General features: G+C 45.5%; 12 protein-coding genes. 2 read left to right on the forward strand and 10 right to left on the reverse strand.

Features of this window, described 5'->3' with window-relative positions:
* Positions 1-169: 169 nt before the first annotated feature.
* Entirely contained in the window at positions 170-1,180 is a 1,011-nt protein-coding gene (locus BGK61_RS00740; protein ID WP_044556862.1) for a 5'-methylthioadenosine/S-adenosylhomocysteine nucleosidase family protein, read from the reverse strand.
* A gap of 315 nt (positions 1,181-1,495) precedes the next feature.
* On the opposite strand from BGK61_RS00740, the gene BGK61_RS00745 reads away from it, so the two are divergent.
* The gene (locus tag BGK61_RS00745; RefSeq protein WP_014999935.1) at positions 1,496-2,380 is read left to right on the forward strand and encodes a LysR family transcriptional regulator; all 885 of its coding nucleotides are present in this window, start codon (positions 1,496-1,498) and stop codon (positions 2,378-2,380) included.
* A gap of 87 nt (positions 2,381-2,467) precedes the next feature.
* Here BGK61_RS00745 and BGK61_RS00750 read toward each other — a convergent pair whose 3' ends face one another.
* Positions 2,468-3,826 (reverse strand): OmpP1/FadL family transporter, encoded by a 1,359-nt coding sequence (locus BGK61_RS00750; RefSeq protein ID WP_076012818.1) that lies wholly within the window; start codon positions 3,824-3,826, stop codon positions 2,468-2,470.
* A gap of 385 nt (positions 3,827-4,211) precedes the next feature.
* Here BGK61_RS00750 and BGK61_RS00755 point away from each other — a divergent pair, with 385 nt between their 5' ends.
* The gene (locus BGK61_RS00755; RefSeq protein ID WP_014999937.1) at positions 4,212-5,210 is read left to right on the forward strand and encodes an NADP-dependent oxidoreductase; all 999 of its coding nucleotides are present in this window, start codon (positions 4,212-4,214) and stop codon (positions 5,208-5,210) included.
* 40 nt (positions 5,211-5,250) lie between these two features.
* Here BGK61_RS00755 and BGK61_RS00760 read toward each other — a convergent pair whose 3' ends face one another.
* The 8 genes from BGK61_RS00760 to glmU all read right to left on the reverse strand — a co-directional run bounded on the left by BGK61_RS00760 (position 5,251) and on the right by glmU (position 16,338).
* On the reverse strand, positions 5,251-6,327 hold the full coding sequence (locus tag BGK61_RS00760) for a GGDEF domain-containing protein (protein WP_076012819.1): 1,077 nt from the start codon (positions 6,325-6,327) through the stop codon (positions 5,251-5,253).
* Positions 6,328-6,430: 103 nt separating this feature from the next.
* Positions 6,431-8,356, reverse strand: coding sequence for an ATP-binding protein (locus tag BGK61_RS00765; RefSeq protein WP_076025991.1), 1,926 nt, complete (start codon positions 8,354-8,356; stop codon positions 6,431-6,433).
* Between the two features lie 19 nt (positions 8,357-8,375).
* Positions 8,376-9,398 (reverse strand): ABC transporter substrate-binding protein, encoded by a 1,023-nt coding sequence (locus tag BGK61_RS00770; RefSeq protein WP_076012710.1) that lies wholly within the window; start codon positions 9,396-9,398, stop codon positions 8,376-8,378.
* 124 nt (positions 9,399-9,522) lie between these two features.
* Positions 9,523-10,509 carry an LLM class flavin-dependent oxidoreductase gene (locus tag BGK61_RS00775; protein WP_076012711.1) on the reverse strand — a complete coding sequence of 329 codons (987 nt, stop codon included), beginning with the start codon at positions 10,507-10,509 and terminating at the stop codon, positions 9,523-9,525.
* Between the two features lie 263 nt (positions 10,510-10,772).
* On the reverse strand, positions 10,773-12,605 hold the full coding sequence (gene glmS, locus BGK61_RS00780; RefSeq protein WP_014999942.1) for a glutamine--fructose-6-phosphate transaminase (isomerizing): 1,833 nt from the start codon (positions 12,603-12,605) through the stop codon (positions 10,773-10,775).
* A gap of 2 nt (positions 12,606-12,607) precedes the next feature.
* Positions 12,608-13,417, reverse strand: a complete 810-nt coding sequence (locus tag BGK61_RS00785; RefSeq protein ID WP_076012712.1) for a DeoR/GlpR family DNA-binding transcription regulator — start codon at positions 13,415-13,417, stop codon at positions 12,608-12,610.
* A gap of 184 nt (positions 13,418-13,601) precedes the next feature.
* A complete protein-coding gene (locus tag BGK61_RS00790; RefSeq protein WP_076012713.1) occupies positions 13,602-14,642 on the reverse strand; it encodes a Gfo/Idh/MocA family oxidoreductase in 1,041 nt (346 codons plus the stop codon).
* Between the two features lie 337 nt (positions 14,643-14,979).
* On the reverse strand, positions 14,980-16,338 hold the full coding sequence (gene glmU / locus BGK61_RS00795) for a bifunctional UDP-N-acetylglucosamine diphosphorylase/glucosamine-1-phosphate N-acetyltransferase GlmU (protein ID WP_076012714.1): 1,359 nt from the start codon (positions 16,336-16,338) through the stop codon (positions 14,980-14,982).
* Positions 16,339-16,425 lie beyond the last annotated feature (87 nt).

The raw sequence follows: 16,425 nt of genomic DNA on the forward strand, positions 1-16,425 counted from the left end.
TGACGTTCAGTTGATAACGTTAGAAGCACCTAAGAAAGGCGGATAGAGCGTATTGTTAACCTTCCCTATCCGCCTTTTTCGTTTTAGGTAGTCGCTATTGGCTTCACTTTGAAACGCTCTGATATATGCAAAGAAGCAAATGCGTTATCGATGCATATCATGCTAACCGCTACTCGTCCTCAGCTAATGTGTCTAACACAGAAAACAAAACGTTAGCGCCAATTCTAGAGACTTCTTGGTCGTACTTGTTTTCTACGTTAACCCCCTCTTGTCCACCCGCTAAATCGCTAATGGCCCGCACAATCACCCAATCGACATCATTAACCGTACACACCTGACCAATCGCGGCTGACTCCATCTCAGTTAATTCGGCATCAAATACGTCTCTTGTCCACTTTCGATACTCGCGGTTATCCATAAACACAGACCCGGTAATACCGTTTCCGCCAACGAAGAGTTCAGCGTCCCGTTCTTCTAGCACGCGCTGCGTTGGCATGGAGCTTATAGCCTGTTTTGCAGCGGCTAAAAGGCGTGGTGTCGCGCTGAAATAGGCGGTGTCTTGTGGTGTATCCATCCCCTCTTTCACAATAAGCACTTCGTCAGGATGAATGAAGTGAAAGGGCTTATATTTTGGTGTGTGAGGATCTTTAGCGCGGCGTTCATCTTGCTCTTCGATGAACTTTGCATAATATTCAGGAAGTATGTATTCGCCTGGCGCATTTGGGTCTTCATTGGTATACACGCTTTCGTCATGATAATACCAACGCGCGGGAACAATTACGTCACCCGGTTGCCATTTTGGGTTAACCGCTCCCGCAATCCCCATGTAAACCACCTGCTTAACCGGAAAGTAATCAAGCGCCATCTGCATAGTCATTGCAGCGTTGGCAATACTCATTCCGGTAGCAAATATCAATATTGGCTCGTCGTGATAGGTACCAATGCGATATGTAACGCCCTTAATTGTTGTGGTGGTATGAATGGATGCATTGGGGTCTTGTTCAATACGATTAAGAATACCCTGCATTTCTGGTGCATACGCCACGGTGACTGCTGTAAATGCCGGTTGTGAGAACGCGGCGGGTCCATATGAGGAGTTAACGGATGTTTGGGTAGAAGCACATCCGCCCACCCACGACGTGGAGAGCAGAACGATAATCATCAAAGTAAATCGTTTCATTCGCGATTCTCAGCTGCATAGTTAGTGAGTAATTAAACTAGCACTTTAATCAAATAAAGAAACGCTGCATTTCAATAATTTACTATTTAAAAACAGAAAGAAAACATCTTTAAAACAAGGTGAACTCTCTTGTTACTTTTAACTACTAATGCAATGGGGCTGCATAACATTTCTAATGTAAGCATTGCGTAAAGACCCGCTTCAAAAGCGTTCATCAACGTTAAAATACGGTAGAATTCGACCATTTCCGTCGTTAATTTGCTACAAATGAACAGTCAAAATGCTGCGGCCAATAAAAAGGATTAACCAAGCGCCATGAACACTAAATTACTTCGCTCTCTTCAGGTTTTTGTTGCAGTAACTGATAGCGGCAGCATGAGTGTAGCCGCCCGAGAGCTTCATATGACTGTCTCAGCTATTAGCCAGCAGTTAAGAAAGCTAGAGCATGATATCGGCCTTAGCCTTTTTAATCGAAACACCCGAAGCTTGAGCCTAACGGAAGCAGGCCGCATCTACTACGAAACCAGTAAGCAAATGCTGCAAACAGCAGAACTCGCCCAGCAGAAAATTGAAAGTCTACAGGACGATCCCACTGGTAAAATAAATATCATCGCACCTGAGGGGTTTGGCGGAGGACTGTTAAGCGAGCCGCTGAAAAAGCTTTGTGAAGAATTTCCTAAAATAACAATTTCTTTAACCGTGACTGACGAGCCTAAAGACATTATCGCTTCTAGTGCAGATCTTGTTCTTTGTTTCGCCCCGGTTTCCGATACCAACTTCAGCAGCTTAGTACTTGCGACGTGGAAGCGTATTTTGTGTGTCTCTGCAGACCATCCACTTGCTAGCGAAAAGCTTACTTCACCTGACGCACTTAGTGCACATGCATATATTGCTCACAGGCATATCGACGACTATGTGATGAAACATGCAGACGGGGGCGAGTATGAACTGGACACTCAACGCATTGACGTCAACTCTATGCAGACGCTCATTAAGCTTACCCAAGATAGTGTTGGCTACGCTGTTCTTCCGGAGCCTGAAGTGAGACATCTATTAAAGTCTGGTGAAATGAAACAGCTCTTTACCAACTGGCAACTACCTGATTACACGGTATATGCGGTAACCCCAAAGCGCGAGCTCATGCCAGCCAAAATCAGTGCAGCAATTACCTGTTTGCAAGATTTGTTCGCGCAAATTTAGCCGTAAAATATTGCGCAAGAGTTCCATCGCAAATAAAAAGGCAGCGTAAATACGCTGCCTTTCTTATTTGCCTTGGCTTCTTTATTTTTAGAAGCGAGTGTTCATTTGAACACTTAGAATGTGCGCAGTAGCTGACTGAGTACCAGTGAAGTTAGTAGTGAAATCAGTACCTGGCAGAACGTTTCTTAGAATAGTTCTGTCTTTGTTGATATTCGCTTCACGTCCATCAATGAATACATACGCTACATCAATTGATGTGTCTTTGCTCAATGTGTAAGTCATACCACCAGAGAACCAGTGGCGATCCGTATCAGGGATACTTAGTGAACGATTCTCTACCGATACCACACCATCGTCATAAGCATAGCCAGCGCGTAGAGTGATTTCGTCATTTAGGATGTAAGTTACACCAAGTGCCGCTCTCCAAGAGTCATCGAAATTCTCTTCTTTAATTAGGAAATCGATACCATCTTCTAGGTTAGCTTCAAGCTTCTCAAACGTGCTCCAGTCAGTGAAGGTAACACTTGCTTGCACTGACCACTGGTTATCAATTTTCTGATCAACCGCTAGCTCTGTAATGGCTGCAAGATTCAAATCTAGGCTACCAGGCTGATTTAAGTTGATAGGAAACACAGGCGTCTGTGAAGATACTGCGCCTTCCAGCTCTAGTTTGGTTTCCGCGCGATATGAAAGCGCAACATTGGTCATATCAGTTGGCTGCCAGAAAATACCTGCATTCCAACCATAGCCTATATCGTCGCCTTCCATGCTAAACAGTGAGTTGCCAGGAGTAAGGGTAGGTAAAGTAATACCTAAAGCTTCTGCTGTTGGCGCTAGGGCAGCAACCGTACCTGCAAGGGTGTTTGATACACCAGAGCCAATTTCAGCTTCTGCATAAGTAATGTTCAAGCCAAAACCAACCATAAGCTGTTTATTTACTTTGTAAGAAACAGCTGGGTTAAGAGTTACCGTTTTCACTTCAGCCGTGTCAGCAAAGTGCAGCGCGCCGAAATCATCAGAGTAATCTGAACGAAGACCATAGGTTGTAAATACACCCACGCCAGCAGATAGCTTTTCATTAATTGGCCTTACATAAAAGAACCCTGGAACAAAAGCAGTATCAGCAATGTTGTCTTCTGCCGCTGGCATAGGCTGGCCAACTGGGCTTTCGCCTAATGCAAAGCTTACATCACCATCAATGTCGACGTTAGGATCGATAAAACTTACTGACGCGCTGAACTCAGCTTCTTTAAATACACCAATTGCTGCTGGGTTAGTCGCTAGAATAGAGGCATTCTCTGGCTTAGCTGCTTGACCAGCCATAGCGCGGCCCAGGCCGTTTGCACTGTGTTCATTAACTTGGAAACCAGCTGCCAGCGCAGAAGAAGAGGCTAAGGTAGCAAGCGCTAAGCAAACTGAGGCACGTAGAGAAAACTGTTGCTTCATAAAATACTCATTGTAATAGGGGAAAATTGCACAGCGCATTCTACGGATCTGAGTACTTTTGTTCAATGCAAGTAAACGCCATTTACGCTCTTTTATCGCATTTTTTACAATTATAGCGACAACTTCGATGCATTTATAAGCAAATTTGATAATGCACGGTTAATGAAAGATCTCAATATTGTTAACGCCAATTTAATTGACTATCACTAACAACTATTGGAAATGTAAAAACGTTTCACTCAAATTTATAAACAGTCAGCGTTAGAGGTTGTGTTTAAGCCCATAAACCCCACCCTCTTTTCAATGTTTGGACGCGCCCGTGTTAAACAACGCGCTTCACCGTTCGAAAAACGCCGTTCCCATTTACTTGTTGCCGGAGGATACCATGTCAACATACAAAGCTATTACGCTTGTTAAGCGTCCCCATGATAGAAAAATTGGTCCGCACCTTTTTGAAAGCAAAGAGCTTGAAATTCCTACGCCTAAAGATGGGCAAATTTTGATAAAACAAACCTATATGTCTTTAGACCCTGCCATGTTGGGGTGGATGAGCGAAGACAGAGAAAGCTACATCCCACCTGTCGAGCTTGGGGATGTGATGCGCTCAAGCGGTGTGGGCGAAGTGGTGGAGTCGAACAACCCTAAATTTTCAGTTGGCGACAAAGTGATGGGCATGACCGGCTGGAGTGAATATGTGCTAAGTGATGGCACTGGGTTTAACAAACTTCAGCCTGGTGTTACCGAAGAAATGGCTCTGTGCGTTTTCGCACTACCAGGTTTGACAGCCACAACGGGTTTGTACAATTTTGGCGACCCAAAAGCAGGTGAAACGCTTATTGTTACGGGCGCAGCAGGCTCGGTAGGTTCCATTGTGGGGCAACTTGCGAAAGCAGACGGCCTTCGCGTAATTGGGGTCGTAGGTAGCGACGAAAAAGCCGACTGGATTGTGAACGAACTTGGGTTTGACGGTGCCATAAATTACAAAACCGATAATTTAGAAGAAAAGTTGGCGGAGCTTACACCAAACAAAATAGACGTCTTCTTTGAAAATACGGGCGGTCCTATTCAGCAGCACATTTTTAATAGAATGAATGCCCATGGTCGTATTGTGGTGTGTGGAATGATTGCCGACTACCAGTCAGAAACGCCGTCACCGGGCCCGAACTGGATCCCACTGATTAAAAAGCGCATAAACATTCGTGGCTTCGCTATGCCGGATCACTGGGGTGAAATTCCTAAGTTGTTACAAAAACTTTCACCTTATGTTCAACGAGGCAAAATCAAATACCGCGCACATACGGTGGAAGGTTTGGAGAACGCTGAAAAAGCCCTAAATATGTTGTTTGAAGGCAAGAACACCGGAAAGATGCTAATAAAGCTCTAAATCTGTCTAAGCTCTAAATCTATCAGAATGAGGCGCAGTGTTAGCTTGTACACTGCGCCTTTACTAATACATATTGCGCTTTACCCTTTTCCTTGGCGTCATAAAGCGCTTTGTCGGCCTCGTCGATAAGACAATCTATGGTCATTTTATCGACCGAATTCGCGAATACCACACCAATTGAACAACTCATTAGCGGGTGCTTCGCCTCTTTCGCATGTTCTAAAGCCGCCTCTTTCCACTTGTCTAACAGTGCATCACAGTGCTTTTCTACTTGGGACTGCTCAATGTCGCTCAATACAACAATAAATTCTTCTCCGCCGTATCGACCTAATATATCTGTTTCGCGCTTAAACACCTGCTTCATAATGCGGGCTTGCACTTTTATTGCTTCATCACCCTGCTGATGACCAAAACTGTCGTTGTATTTTTTGAAGTCATCTAAATCGAGCATCATTACCGCCATCGACACCTTGTGACGCTTGCTGAATGCCAACAGCTTTTCACTTTGTTCCCTAAGGGCGCGTCGATTTAATAAATCAGATAATGGGTCGTACTTGCTAAGCTTAAGTAGTCTGTCGTTAGTTTCTTTAATCATGTGCACGCTGCGGTCTAGTCGATAACGCGCATAAACACAGATAAATAAAGACCCTAAAACAAATGCCATTGAAATTAGCACTCTGTCACCGTACACCGGCGCAACCCACATTAAACCAAAGAAACCCAATATATTGATGACATTGGCGGCAAGCGCTAATTTAAACGTGATACCCAGCGCAAAGACACAAAAAAAGGCATATAAAATGGTACCTTCGTAAGGGAAAATGAAGTTGTGTTCTTCCCAGCAAACCCATATCAGCCAGTAGTTACTGTAAGTAAGAGCGATGAGTAAAGCGGCGAAAATGCATGCTCGATATTGAATAAACTTGCGCCAGAAGGAAAGGACAACCACGACAAGTACAATGGGAAGCTGAAGAAGTAAGCGGTCAAATACATACAGCTCATACATACTATGAGGGATTAACATTAAGTCGGCGGCCATAAAGGCTAGCACGAGTACAGCACCAATGATCAGCGCTATTCGCAGCCGAAGTAACTCGCTGGGTTTATTGATTTGCACACGCCACCTTAAGCAATAAATTACCGTTTACCATTTGAAGAAACGCCAGTGATGGAAGTAAACACCGGTTATTTCAACTTCAGCTCACTGAAGTTGCTTTGCTTTAACTATTATCAGTGACATCTTGGCTAAGCGCCAGTTTTAGCAAACTTTCTTGTAACGCTTCAACGGTAACTGGCTTAGTGACAATGTCGTCCATACCTGCTTCCTTGAAGGATACGTGACGCTCTTTAAACGCTTCTGCGGTCAGCCCTATGACAGGGGTCTTACTAAGCTCCCCTTCTAATTTGCGTATGCGCTTCGTTGCTTCAATACCATCCATTACCGGCATGTGTACATCCATGAAAACAACATCAATTCCACCTTCTTCAACTCGCGCGGCGGCTTTTAACCCATTATCCACATGCTCAACATCACAGTTGAGCTGCTCTAAAAGCGCCTGCGCAACGACGGCGTTAATCGCATTATCTTCTGCCAATAGAACTTTAATACCCGCGGGCAAACTAGCGCGCTCCGCTTGTCGGGCGGAATCTGAATCAGCTGCCGACTCCACCTTGCGTCGCGACTGCACGCTTGCGGTAACCGTAAAGCATGAGCCTTCCCCGACTTTACTTACTACTTTAATGTCGCCGCCTAGTATCTGGGCTAGCTGCTTAGCAATCGCTAAGCCCAATCCCGTACCGCCATACTTTCGCGTTATAGACGAATCGGATTGAGTAAATTTATCAAAAATATGCTCAAGCCTGTCTGGCTCAATACCAATGCCGGTATCTTTAACTGCAATCACCAAACGGTTATCACTCACGGTGTCTGTTGATGGCTGCTTAAGTTTGGCAGTGATACTCACAGTCCCTTTGTGAGTAAATTTAATGGCGTTGCTGACCAAGTTAATAATGATTTGGCGAAGCTTAGTGATGTCACTGATTACAGCCACAGACTCCATGTTCTTACTGCTGTAGATCAACCGGGTACTGTTGGCGCTGGCATTCGTGCCCAGCAACGTAATGAGGTCGTTTAGCATAGCGTCGAGGTCAAACTCTGTTACATCGACCTCTGTCATACCCGATTCAATTTTTGAGAGGTCCAGAACGTCGTTAATGACAGTAGCTAGGATAGACGCCGATGACTTCAAATCACTGGCGTATTGGTGCTGCTTATCTGATAGCGGTGTATCAAGAAGTAGCGTTGCTAGCCCCTGGATGCCGTTTAGCGGGGTACGAATTTCGTGGCTCATAACCGCGAGGAAATCTGTTTTTGCCCGGTTGGCCTGTTGCGCTTCGTCAACATATTGCTCGATTTCGCCAGACATTGCCTCTACATCTCGCGCCAAACTCCCTAGTTCATCATTTTGCTGTAAATCGATGTTGACCTTCTTGTGATCAACGGCAATACGGCTCGCTGCAGATTTTATTTTTTCGATAGGAGATACAACGAATACTTGCGTAACTCTTCCCATTAATAAGCTAACGATAACGACTGCGAACAGCGTCACTAACGACGTTAGCCAAGCAATAGTAGATAACGACGACTGCAATGAATCTGCGGGTTGTAAAACGGTGACTTTCCAATTCCACGGTGCAAATTCAGAACACGCAAATAACACGTCAGCGTCATTGATGGTTGACTCGCCAAACGCCACCTGCCTGCGGGCAATGGTCGCTATCGTTGCATTCTCGGCACTGGGCACAAGCGTATGCTCCATTGTACTAAACACAACCGTATCAGTACTTTTATCACTTATAGCAAAGTGACGGTCAGTGGCTTGCTGTAACGACTTTAACTCTTCAAACACTTCCTTTTGATAAGCCTCGCGAAACACCGGCACATTCTCTAGACCTGATTCAATAAGCAGCTCTCGCCGTTCGTCGATAATTTCTAAAACATTTAGAGTAAGCGTTTGAGTAAGAAGCTGATATTCCCTCTCGCGCACTGAATCGTACGCTGTTAAATAAGCCCAATATCCTGTGAGCGTCATTCCAATAAGTAATATTGGAATGTATATAACCAGCAGTTTCGTTTTAATCCGCATACTTACTTCTAATCAGGCCTTATTGATACACATGTTTTTTAGATAACTTCAGATAACTTGAAGGGATGGGCAACTGTAGTTTTATTGCCGTTGATACATTAACCGCTACAGTGTACGTATCCATCTTATCGACGGGAATGTCTCTCGCCGATTTTTTCTCAAGAATGAGTTTTGCCTTCCGTGCTGCTGATTTTCCGATACTTGCAGGCTCAGACACAACGCCAAGAAGCGCTCCTTCTTTCACCGAAGAAATGCTTTCCGCAAATAATGGGAGTAAGCCGGTTTTTTCTTTTACTTTCGTGACTAAACCTTTTGATTCAGCTAGCGGGCCTGATGAAAGCCAATAACCATCTAATTCACCTGCTTTTTGCTGCAAGCTGCTAATAATACTGTCAGTCATTTCAAGCAGACCGTCATCGCCTTCTAAATAGGGCGTACTAACAGCAACGAGATTGATATTCTCATAGTCATCATTAAGTGCCAGCAATTGATTCACCAAGTTGCTAGAAGATGGGTACGTAGAATGGACTAGCCCAATAGTAAAGGGAGATGAGGGTTTAGAGGCTCTCAAGACGCCCTCTAACATGTCTAGTTTCACCTTAGCATCTAGCACGTGTGACTCGCCTGTCATATTACGCTCACTAACTGCGCCGATAGCAGGCACAATTCCCTCCTCCACAGGAGCAGAAACCACCATAAAAAGCTTGGGTGTATCGAGAAATTCTTCTGACGCGTTTAGCGCACGTGTGGCGAGTGTGGCCACGGATACGATCAGGTCAGGAGCAGGGTTCTGCGCAAGTTCGACAAGGATCTCCTTGGCGCGGACTTCAGAGCCTTCTGCGTTGTACGTGGTTACGCTTATCTCGTATTCCGGCATAATTCGTACTAGCTCTTTTTCGAACTCAGCACGAGACTCGGAAACCACCGGAACGGGCAGCGTTTCAAGAACAATAAGGTCTAAAGCTTCTTTCTCAGACGCAGCGCTTACCTCCGACACCAGCGAAAAGAAGGCAAAGCATAAGGAAAACCAGACCTTTGTCATGAATGTAGTCCTACCACAACTAACTGAAATTACGCACATATGGACGTATCATAAGGTTATTCGATGGGCATTCATAGAGGAAGTTATAACCATACAGTCAACACAGGTAATAACCTCCTGCAGTCTAAGAGGCGATTTCTGCAAATGCATTGACGCTGAATAAGCGCGCCTCAATATCATAAATTGGCATCGACACGATAATTTCATCAATGCCTGTTGCTTCAACAAAATGATGCAACTTGTTTTGCACTGTTTCTTTGGAGCCCACCAGCGCATACCTAAGCACATTCGATAGCATTGCTTCATCTGTCGCGGTGCAATACTCATCAAAGTTACGCATAGGCTTGGCGAAAGGTTTATTTAGTCCACGGCGCATGTTCATAAATTGTTGCTGAACCGAAGTGAACAAATATTTTGCGTCTTCGTCGGTTTCGGCAATCACCACCATAACACCCGCCATCGCTTTCGGCGCTGACAATTGCGATGAGGGTTTAAACATATTGCGATAAACATGAAGCGCATCAAATAGCGCATCGGGCGCAAAGTGCGAAGCGAACGAATATGGCAGCCCCATTTTTGCTGCCACTTGGGCGCTGTACAAGCTAGAGCCCAGCAACCACAGCGGCACATGAGTATTTGCCCCAGGTACCGCAACAATTGGCTGACCCTCTTGCGGTGTACCCAAGTAATGCTGAAGTTCTCGAATATCTTCTGGATAACTGTCTACATCGCTTTGTAAATTACGACGAAGCGCCCTTGCAGTCGCCATATCCGTGCCTGGTGCACGACCAAGACCGAGCTCAATGCGATTAGGGAATAATTCAGCCAAGGTGCCAAATTGTTCAGCAATGACCAAAGGTGCATGATTAGGCAGCATAATACCGCCCGCACCAACTTTAATCGTAGAGGTGGCATTGGCAATGTGCGCTAACACTACCGAAGTGGCGGAACTGGCTACGCCATGCATACCGTGGTGTTCAGCCAACCACACGCGCTCATAGCCACTGCGCTCTGCTTCCATAGCCATTAGCTTTGAATTCTTCAGCGCGTCTTTTACGCCAAACCCTTCCGATATCGGCGCTAAATCTAGCAGTGAATAAGGTATCGCCATGTTGCCTCGCAATGTTTAAACCGTGTAATTACTCATAAGTATGACCTTACTTCCTGTTTTACAACGGCGCTGCATAGCAAAGTAAGACGGATGGAGAGGGTTTATCGATGAAGTGAAGGTTGTTTAAAAAGCAGTGAGGCTTAAACCTGGGGCACGCTGTTTGACTGCAGGCCAATATTCACCTTAGTTAAATAAGAAAGCCTGCGATTTAGTCAATCGCAGGCTTTGTATGTGAGCGTTACTAAGTGTGTTAGCAGCGGGCTTTACTCTACCGTCACCGACTTCGCCAAGTTACGCGGCTGGTCAACGTCTGTGCCCTTAATTAGCGCTACGTAGTAGCTTAATAGCTGTAGCGGTAAGGTATAGATGATAGGTGCAATTGGCGCTTCACAGTGCGGTACGTCAATAACACGCATGGTTTCATCACCCTCAAACGCGGCATCCTTATCAGCAAAAACGTACATAATACCGCCACGGGCACGCACTTCTTCAACGTTCGACTTCAATTTTTCAAGCAGTTCATTATTCGGTGCAACCACAATTACTGGCATTTCGTCATCAATTAGCGCAAGTGGGCCGTGCTTCAGCTCACCTGACGCATACGCTTCAGCGTGAATGTAGGAAATCTCTTTAAGCTTAAGCGCCCCTTCCATAGCGATAGGGTATTGATCGCCACGACCTAGGAATAAACTATGGTTTTTATCTGCGAATTCTTCAGCTAAATCTTCGATTCCGCCTGTGATAGCTAGCGTTTCTTCAAGCTTGGCAGGTAGGCTGTGAAGTGCAGAGACAATAGCTTTGCTATCAGCATCTGTCATGCCGTTTTCTTTGCCTAGCGCAAGAGTTAGCATTAAGAACGCAGTTAGCTGAGTAGTGAACGCTTTAGTAGATGCTACGCCAATTTCCGCGCCAGCACGGGTCATAAATGCAAGGTCTGACTCGCGTACCAATGACGAGCCCTGAACGTTACAAATGGTCAAACTCGACATATAGCCCAGCTCTTTTGCCAAGCGAAGTGCAGCCAACGTATCGGCTGTCTCACCTGATTGAGAGATAGTAATAAGCAGGCTGTTTGGATGCACAACTGACTTGCGGTAACGGAACTCTGATGCAATCTCTACATTGCACGACACATTTGCATATTGCTCTAGCCAGTAGCGCGCCGTCATACCCGCATGGTAGCTGGTACCACAGGCAATAATTTGTACATGCTGTACTTTTTTGAATATCTCGTCAGCACCTTGACCAAATACATCAGCGGTTAGTCCGTTTTCGTCAATACGATCTTTAAGCGCGTTGCGCACAACAGTTGGCTGCTCGTGAATTTCCTTAAGCATGTAGTGGCGGTAACCCGCTTTGTCACCGGCATCGTGCTCGATATTCGACTCAATCACTTCGCGTTCAACAGCGTTACCTTCTTTATCGAAGATTTTAACGTCGCGACGCGTAATCTCTGCCACATCGCCTTCTTCTAAAAAGATGAAGCGGCGTGTTACCGGCAATAATGCCATTTGGTCCGAAGCAATAAAGTTTTCGCCAAGACCTAAACCAATTACAAGCGGGCTGCCTGAACGCGCAACGACTACGCGGCTAGGATCTTCTTTATCCATGATGACGGTGCCATACGCACCGTGGAATGTTTTAACGGCACTTTGCACAGCGTCTAGTAAAGTCTTACCTGACTTAAGCTCTTCGTGAACGGTATGTGCAATGGTTTCTGTGTCGGTGTCGCTGGTAAAGGTATAGCCCTGCTCTTTTAACTGCGCTTTTAAGTTAACGTAGTTTTCAATAATACCGTTGTGAACAACAGCTACACGTTCAGTTGAAAAGTGAGGGTGCGCGTTCGCTTCGGTCACACCACCGTGCGTTGCCCAACGGGTATGAGCAATACCGGTTGTGCCCAAAGCATCACCTTCTGCAACCGCATCAGCAAGCTCTTGTACTTTACCTGTACGGCGAATACGAGTTAGCGTTCCGTCGCCTTGCAATAGCGCCACTCCAGCTGAATCATAGCCGCGATACTCTAGTCTTTTTAAACCTTCTAATAGGATTTCAACCACGTTACGCTCAGCTACAGCGCCAACAATTCCACACATAATTATTCTCCACTCGGCGCAGCAATAAGTACTGTCACGCCCTGATTTTCAATATTAAATTTGTCTTCATCACTAATGCCTTCATCAGTGATCAAAACAGAAATGTTTTTCCAGCTCAGCTCAAGATTAGGCATTTTATGCGTCAATTTCTTTGAACTAGCTAATACCACGACCTTACTGGCCGCTTCGGCCATAGCACGGGTTACCCCAATAAGTTCGTTAAAGGTAGTGGTGCCCCTGTTCACATCTATGCCCGCGGCACCAATAAATGCAATATCAAAACTATAGGCACTAACCAACTGTTCAGCCATCGCGCCTTGAAATGACTGAGATTGCGCATCCCATGTGCCTCCCACCATTAATACTGTAGGCTCTTTATCACTTTGGGTAAGATAATTGGCAGTGGATAACGTGTTGGTCATTACCACTAAATCGTCGATTTTTGCCAGATGGGGCAAGACTGATGCGGTGGTAGAGCCGCAATCTATAACTAGCTTACTGCCTGGTTTAACCAAGCTCGCTGCGAGTTGCCCTATAGCGTTAATTGATGGGCTAGTAGTTGAATTCGCGAAAGGGTCACTGGTAATAGGTTGTGAGAGGTCAGAAATTGCACCTGTATCGGGTACAGGCACTGCGCCACCAAACTGTCGAATTAGCAAACCTTGCTGTGATAGCGCTGCAAGATCTTTTCTTATCGTGACTTCAGACGTAGCAAAACGCACGGCCAAATCTTCAACTTGTGATTGACCATGTGCTTTCACCCACGCCACTATTTGTTGGCGGCGATGTTCAACTGATTTACTACTTTTCAATACAACCTCGATGCTTTTGTGGATGTTTTACTAAGCTTCGCTTATAGCGATAGCCATAGTAAATGAGCTGAAGAAAAGCCCTAGAACCAATCCACAAACAAACCCATAACTTTCAAAACGAAAGCTATAAATTTTAAAGTGAAAGCATCGTAAGTTAAATTGAAATGGCGATCAAGCTAATTGTTTAATTAAACGTCAATGTTTTCTTTTGATCGCTCGCTTTTATGGCTAACTCAATGACTTTAATAACAGGTACAACAGTGCTCGCGTCTGCTGGTGAGAAATTACCGTCTTCAATGGCATGGGCAAGACGATTGAAGAATGTCAGGTATTCACCTTTCAACGTTTTGACCGTCTCTTCAACTAGCTCACCACTTTCGTTAACCACAGCTAGTACGCCATGCTGTTCTTCGTTTGTATTTGCCCAGTTTTCGTCGTCAAACGATAGCTCTGCACGAAGCTGATCTTCCTGAGGGTCTAAATAAAATTTACGGTAGCTGCCCTTAGTACCTTGCAAGTCGTAGCGCAATGTCGCGCTGGCCTGAAAGGCGGAGCTGCCAAGCTTTACTACTTTGTCGCTGTAGTGCAGCGTAATAGCGAACGTGTCGTCTGACTGCCCGTTCTCTCGAAGAGCCACAATGTTAGCCGACACTTCTTGTGGCTCGCCGAATAGCTGTATCGCTTGGTCTACTAAATGCGGGCCTAAATCCCAAAAGATGCCGCTACCTGGCCCTGCATTTTCACGCCATCTATCCCGAGGTACTGGACGAAACCGGTCGAATCGGCTTTCCAAGCGTTTAATCTCGCCAAGTTTTCCATCGTTAATTAGCTGCTTAATCGTAAGAAAATCGCCATCAAAACGTCGGTTGTGATAAACACAAAGCTGTCTATTTTGCGCTTGTGCGAGCTCTACTAGCGCTTCTGCTTCTTCACTATCTAATGTAAATGGCTTTTCTACTAATACGTGACAACTGTGCTCTAATGCCAGTTTCGCCTGTGGCCCGTGAAGGTGGTTTGGAGTGGTAATAACCACTAAGTCTACATCGTGAATTTTAAGCGCTTCTTCCAACGAGCCATACACTTCGGCGTGGGGCAAGACTGCTTTAACCGCATCGGGCTTTGAAGAGATAACTACATCGACAGAGAACTGCGGCAGATAATTTAGAAACGGTAAATGAAAGGTTGTAGCGGAAAACCCAAAGCCCACTAGTAGTGTAGATATCATTGCAGCTCCTTGTATTACGTAAATCTTGAGGTAAGTGAACACACACTATCAGTAATAGTAGATAGTGAGAACCCGGAAAGGTTCATTATTTGAAAGACATAAGAAGGTGGAAAGCTGGAATAGTTTATTGTACGTCCACATACCAAACGCTAGTTCTAGACGCTTGCTTTAATCGTTTATTCCAGCCGCCTACTTGAGCCTTTTGTTTTGCTCGTTCATTTAATTAGGCGCTATTTTGGATAGAACCGAAGAAGACATCGGGCCAGCAAATCATAGCTTTTGTTTGCCAGCCCTAATTCTTGAGTTAAAGCTTAAGTAGCCTTGCGGGGGAACGTCTTTATTTCTTAGTCGGACGAGGCCAATTAGGAATGTTGCGCTGCTTTCCTCGCGCAACGGCTAATGCGTCTTCGTCTACTGTCGAAGTGATCACTGAGCCAGCACCTACGGTAGCGCCTTTGCCGATATTTACCGGTGCTACAAGCGATGAGTTTGAGCCGATAAAGGCATTTTCGCCAATGACGGTTTTGGACTTGTTCACACCGTCATAGTTACAGGTAATTGTACCTGCGCCAATGTTCGCTTTGGCGCCCACTTCAGCGTCGCCCAAGTAGGTTAGGTGATTTGCTTTCGCCCCTTCACCCAAAATGGTTTTCTTCATTTCTACGAAGTTACCCACCTTGGCATTTTTCTGCATTACTGCACCAGGGCGTAGTCGCGCGAAAGGCCCAACCGTACAGCCTTCACCTACACTAGCCTCTTCAACAATAGAATTTGCTTCAATTACGGCGTTATCGGCAATGGTACAGTTGCGCAAGATACAGTTAGCGCCAATTGAAACGTTGTTACCCAGGGTAACCTTCCCTTCAACAATAACGTTTACGTCTATCACTACGTCGTTACCGTTTTCGAGCTGCCCACGCAAATCAAACCTTGCTGGGTCTAACAGAGTTACACCATTAGTCATTAGCTCATCAGCTTGGCGACGCTGAAGCGCACGCTCAAGGTTAGCCAACTGCAAACGGTTGTTAACCCCTTCAACCTCTACCGCAGACTGTGGCTGTGCAGACTGAATTCGCTTGCCTTCAGCCGCAGCCATGGCAATAACGTCGGTAAGATAATACTCACCTTGCGCGTTATCATTGCTTAGCTCGCCCAACCAGCGCTTAAGATCTGCACCAGACATCATCATCATGCCGGTGTTAATTTCTTTAATCTCACGCTGTGCATCAGTGGCATCTTTGTGTTCAACAATTGCAGTAATATTGTCATTTTCACGAATAATGCGCCCCATACCTGTTGGGTCATCTAGGTTAACGGTCAACAATGCTAAGTCGCAGCTTTCTTTTGCCGTTTTCAGCGCACTTAACGTTTCTTCTCGAATAAGCGGAGCATCGCCAACCAGAACAAGTACGTCTTCATTATCTTTAATGTGAGGAGCCGCTTGCTGAACGGCGTGACCTGTGCCTAGTTGCTCGGCCTGTAGACACCAGTTTAGATTATCTTCAATAATCGTTGCCTTAAGCTGGTCGCCTCCGTGACCATAGACCAAGTGAATATTGTCAGCACCCAGTGATTTTACTGTGTTGATAATACGCTGCACCATAGGTACGCCACCTACTTTGTGTAACACCTTTGGCAACGACGATTTCATACGAGTACCTTTACCCGCTGCTAAAACAACCACTGAGAAAGCCATATAATTCCTTTATTTCGCAAAGAGAATGAAAATTGTCGCATAGTGTAACCAAGGGACCGCCATATGTCAGCGATTGATTGGGGTTAA

The sequence above is a fragment of the Alteromonas abrolhosensis genome (genome assembly GCF_001953635.1).
In the GTDB taxonomy this organism is placed as follows: Bacteria; Pseudomonadota; Gammaproteobacteria; order Enterobacterales; family Alteromonadaceae; genus Alteromonas; species Alteromonas abrolhosensis.

What these genes read in the sequence shown, in the direction of transcription:
- BGK61_RS00740 (WP_044556862.1), bottom strand. Translation starts at nt 1,180, where the DNA reads ATGAAACGATTTACTTTGATGATTATCGTTCTGCTCTCCACGTCGTGG.
- BGK61_RS00745 (WP_014999935.1), top strand. Translation starts at nt 1,496, where the DNA reads ATGAACACTAAATTACTTCGCTCTCTTCAGGTTTTTGTTGCAGTAACT.
- BGK61_RS00750 (WP_076012818.1), bottom strand. Translation starts at nt 3,826, where the DNA reads ATGAAGCAACAGTTTTCTCTACGTGCCTCAGTTTGCTTAGCGCTTGCT.
- BGK61_RS00755 (WP_014999937.1), top strand. Translation starts at nt 4,212, where the DNA reads ATGTCAACATACAAAGCTATTACGCTTGTTAAGCGTCCCCATGATAGA.
- BGK61_RS00765 (WP_076025991.1), bottom strand. Translation starts at nt 8,356, where the DNA reads ATGCGGATTAAAACGAAACTGCTGGTTATATACATTCCAATATTACTT.
- BGK61_RS00770 (WP_076012710.1), bottom strand. Translation starts at nt 9,398, where the DNA reads ATGACAAAGGTCTGGTTTTCCTTATGCTTTGCCTTCTTTTCGCTGGTG.
- BGK61_RS00775 (WP_076012711.1), bottom strand. Translation starts at nt 10,509, where the DNA reads ATGGCGATACCTTATTCACTGCTAGATTTAGCGCCGATATCGGAAGGG.
- glmS (WP_014999942.1), bottom strand. Translation starts at nt 12,605, where the DNA reads ATGTGTGGAATTGTTGGCGCTGTAGCTGAGCGTAACGTGGTTGAAATC.
- BGK61_RS00790 (WP_076012713.1), bottom strand. Translation starts at nt 14,642, where the DNA reads ATGATATCTACACTACTAGTGGGCTTTGGGTTTTCCGCTACAACCTTT.
- glmU (WP_076012714.1), bottom strand. Translation starts at nt 16,338, where the DNA reads ATGGCTTTCTCAGTGGTTGTTTTAGCAGCGGGTAAAGGTACTCGTATG.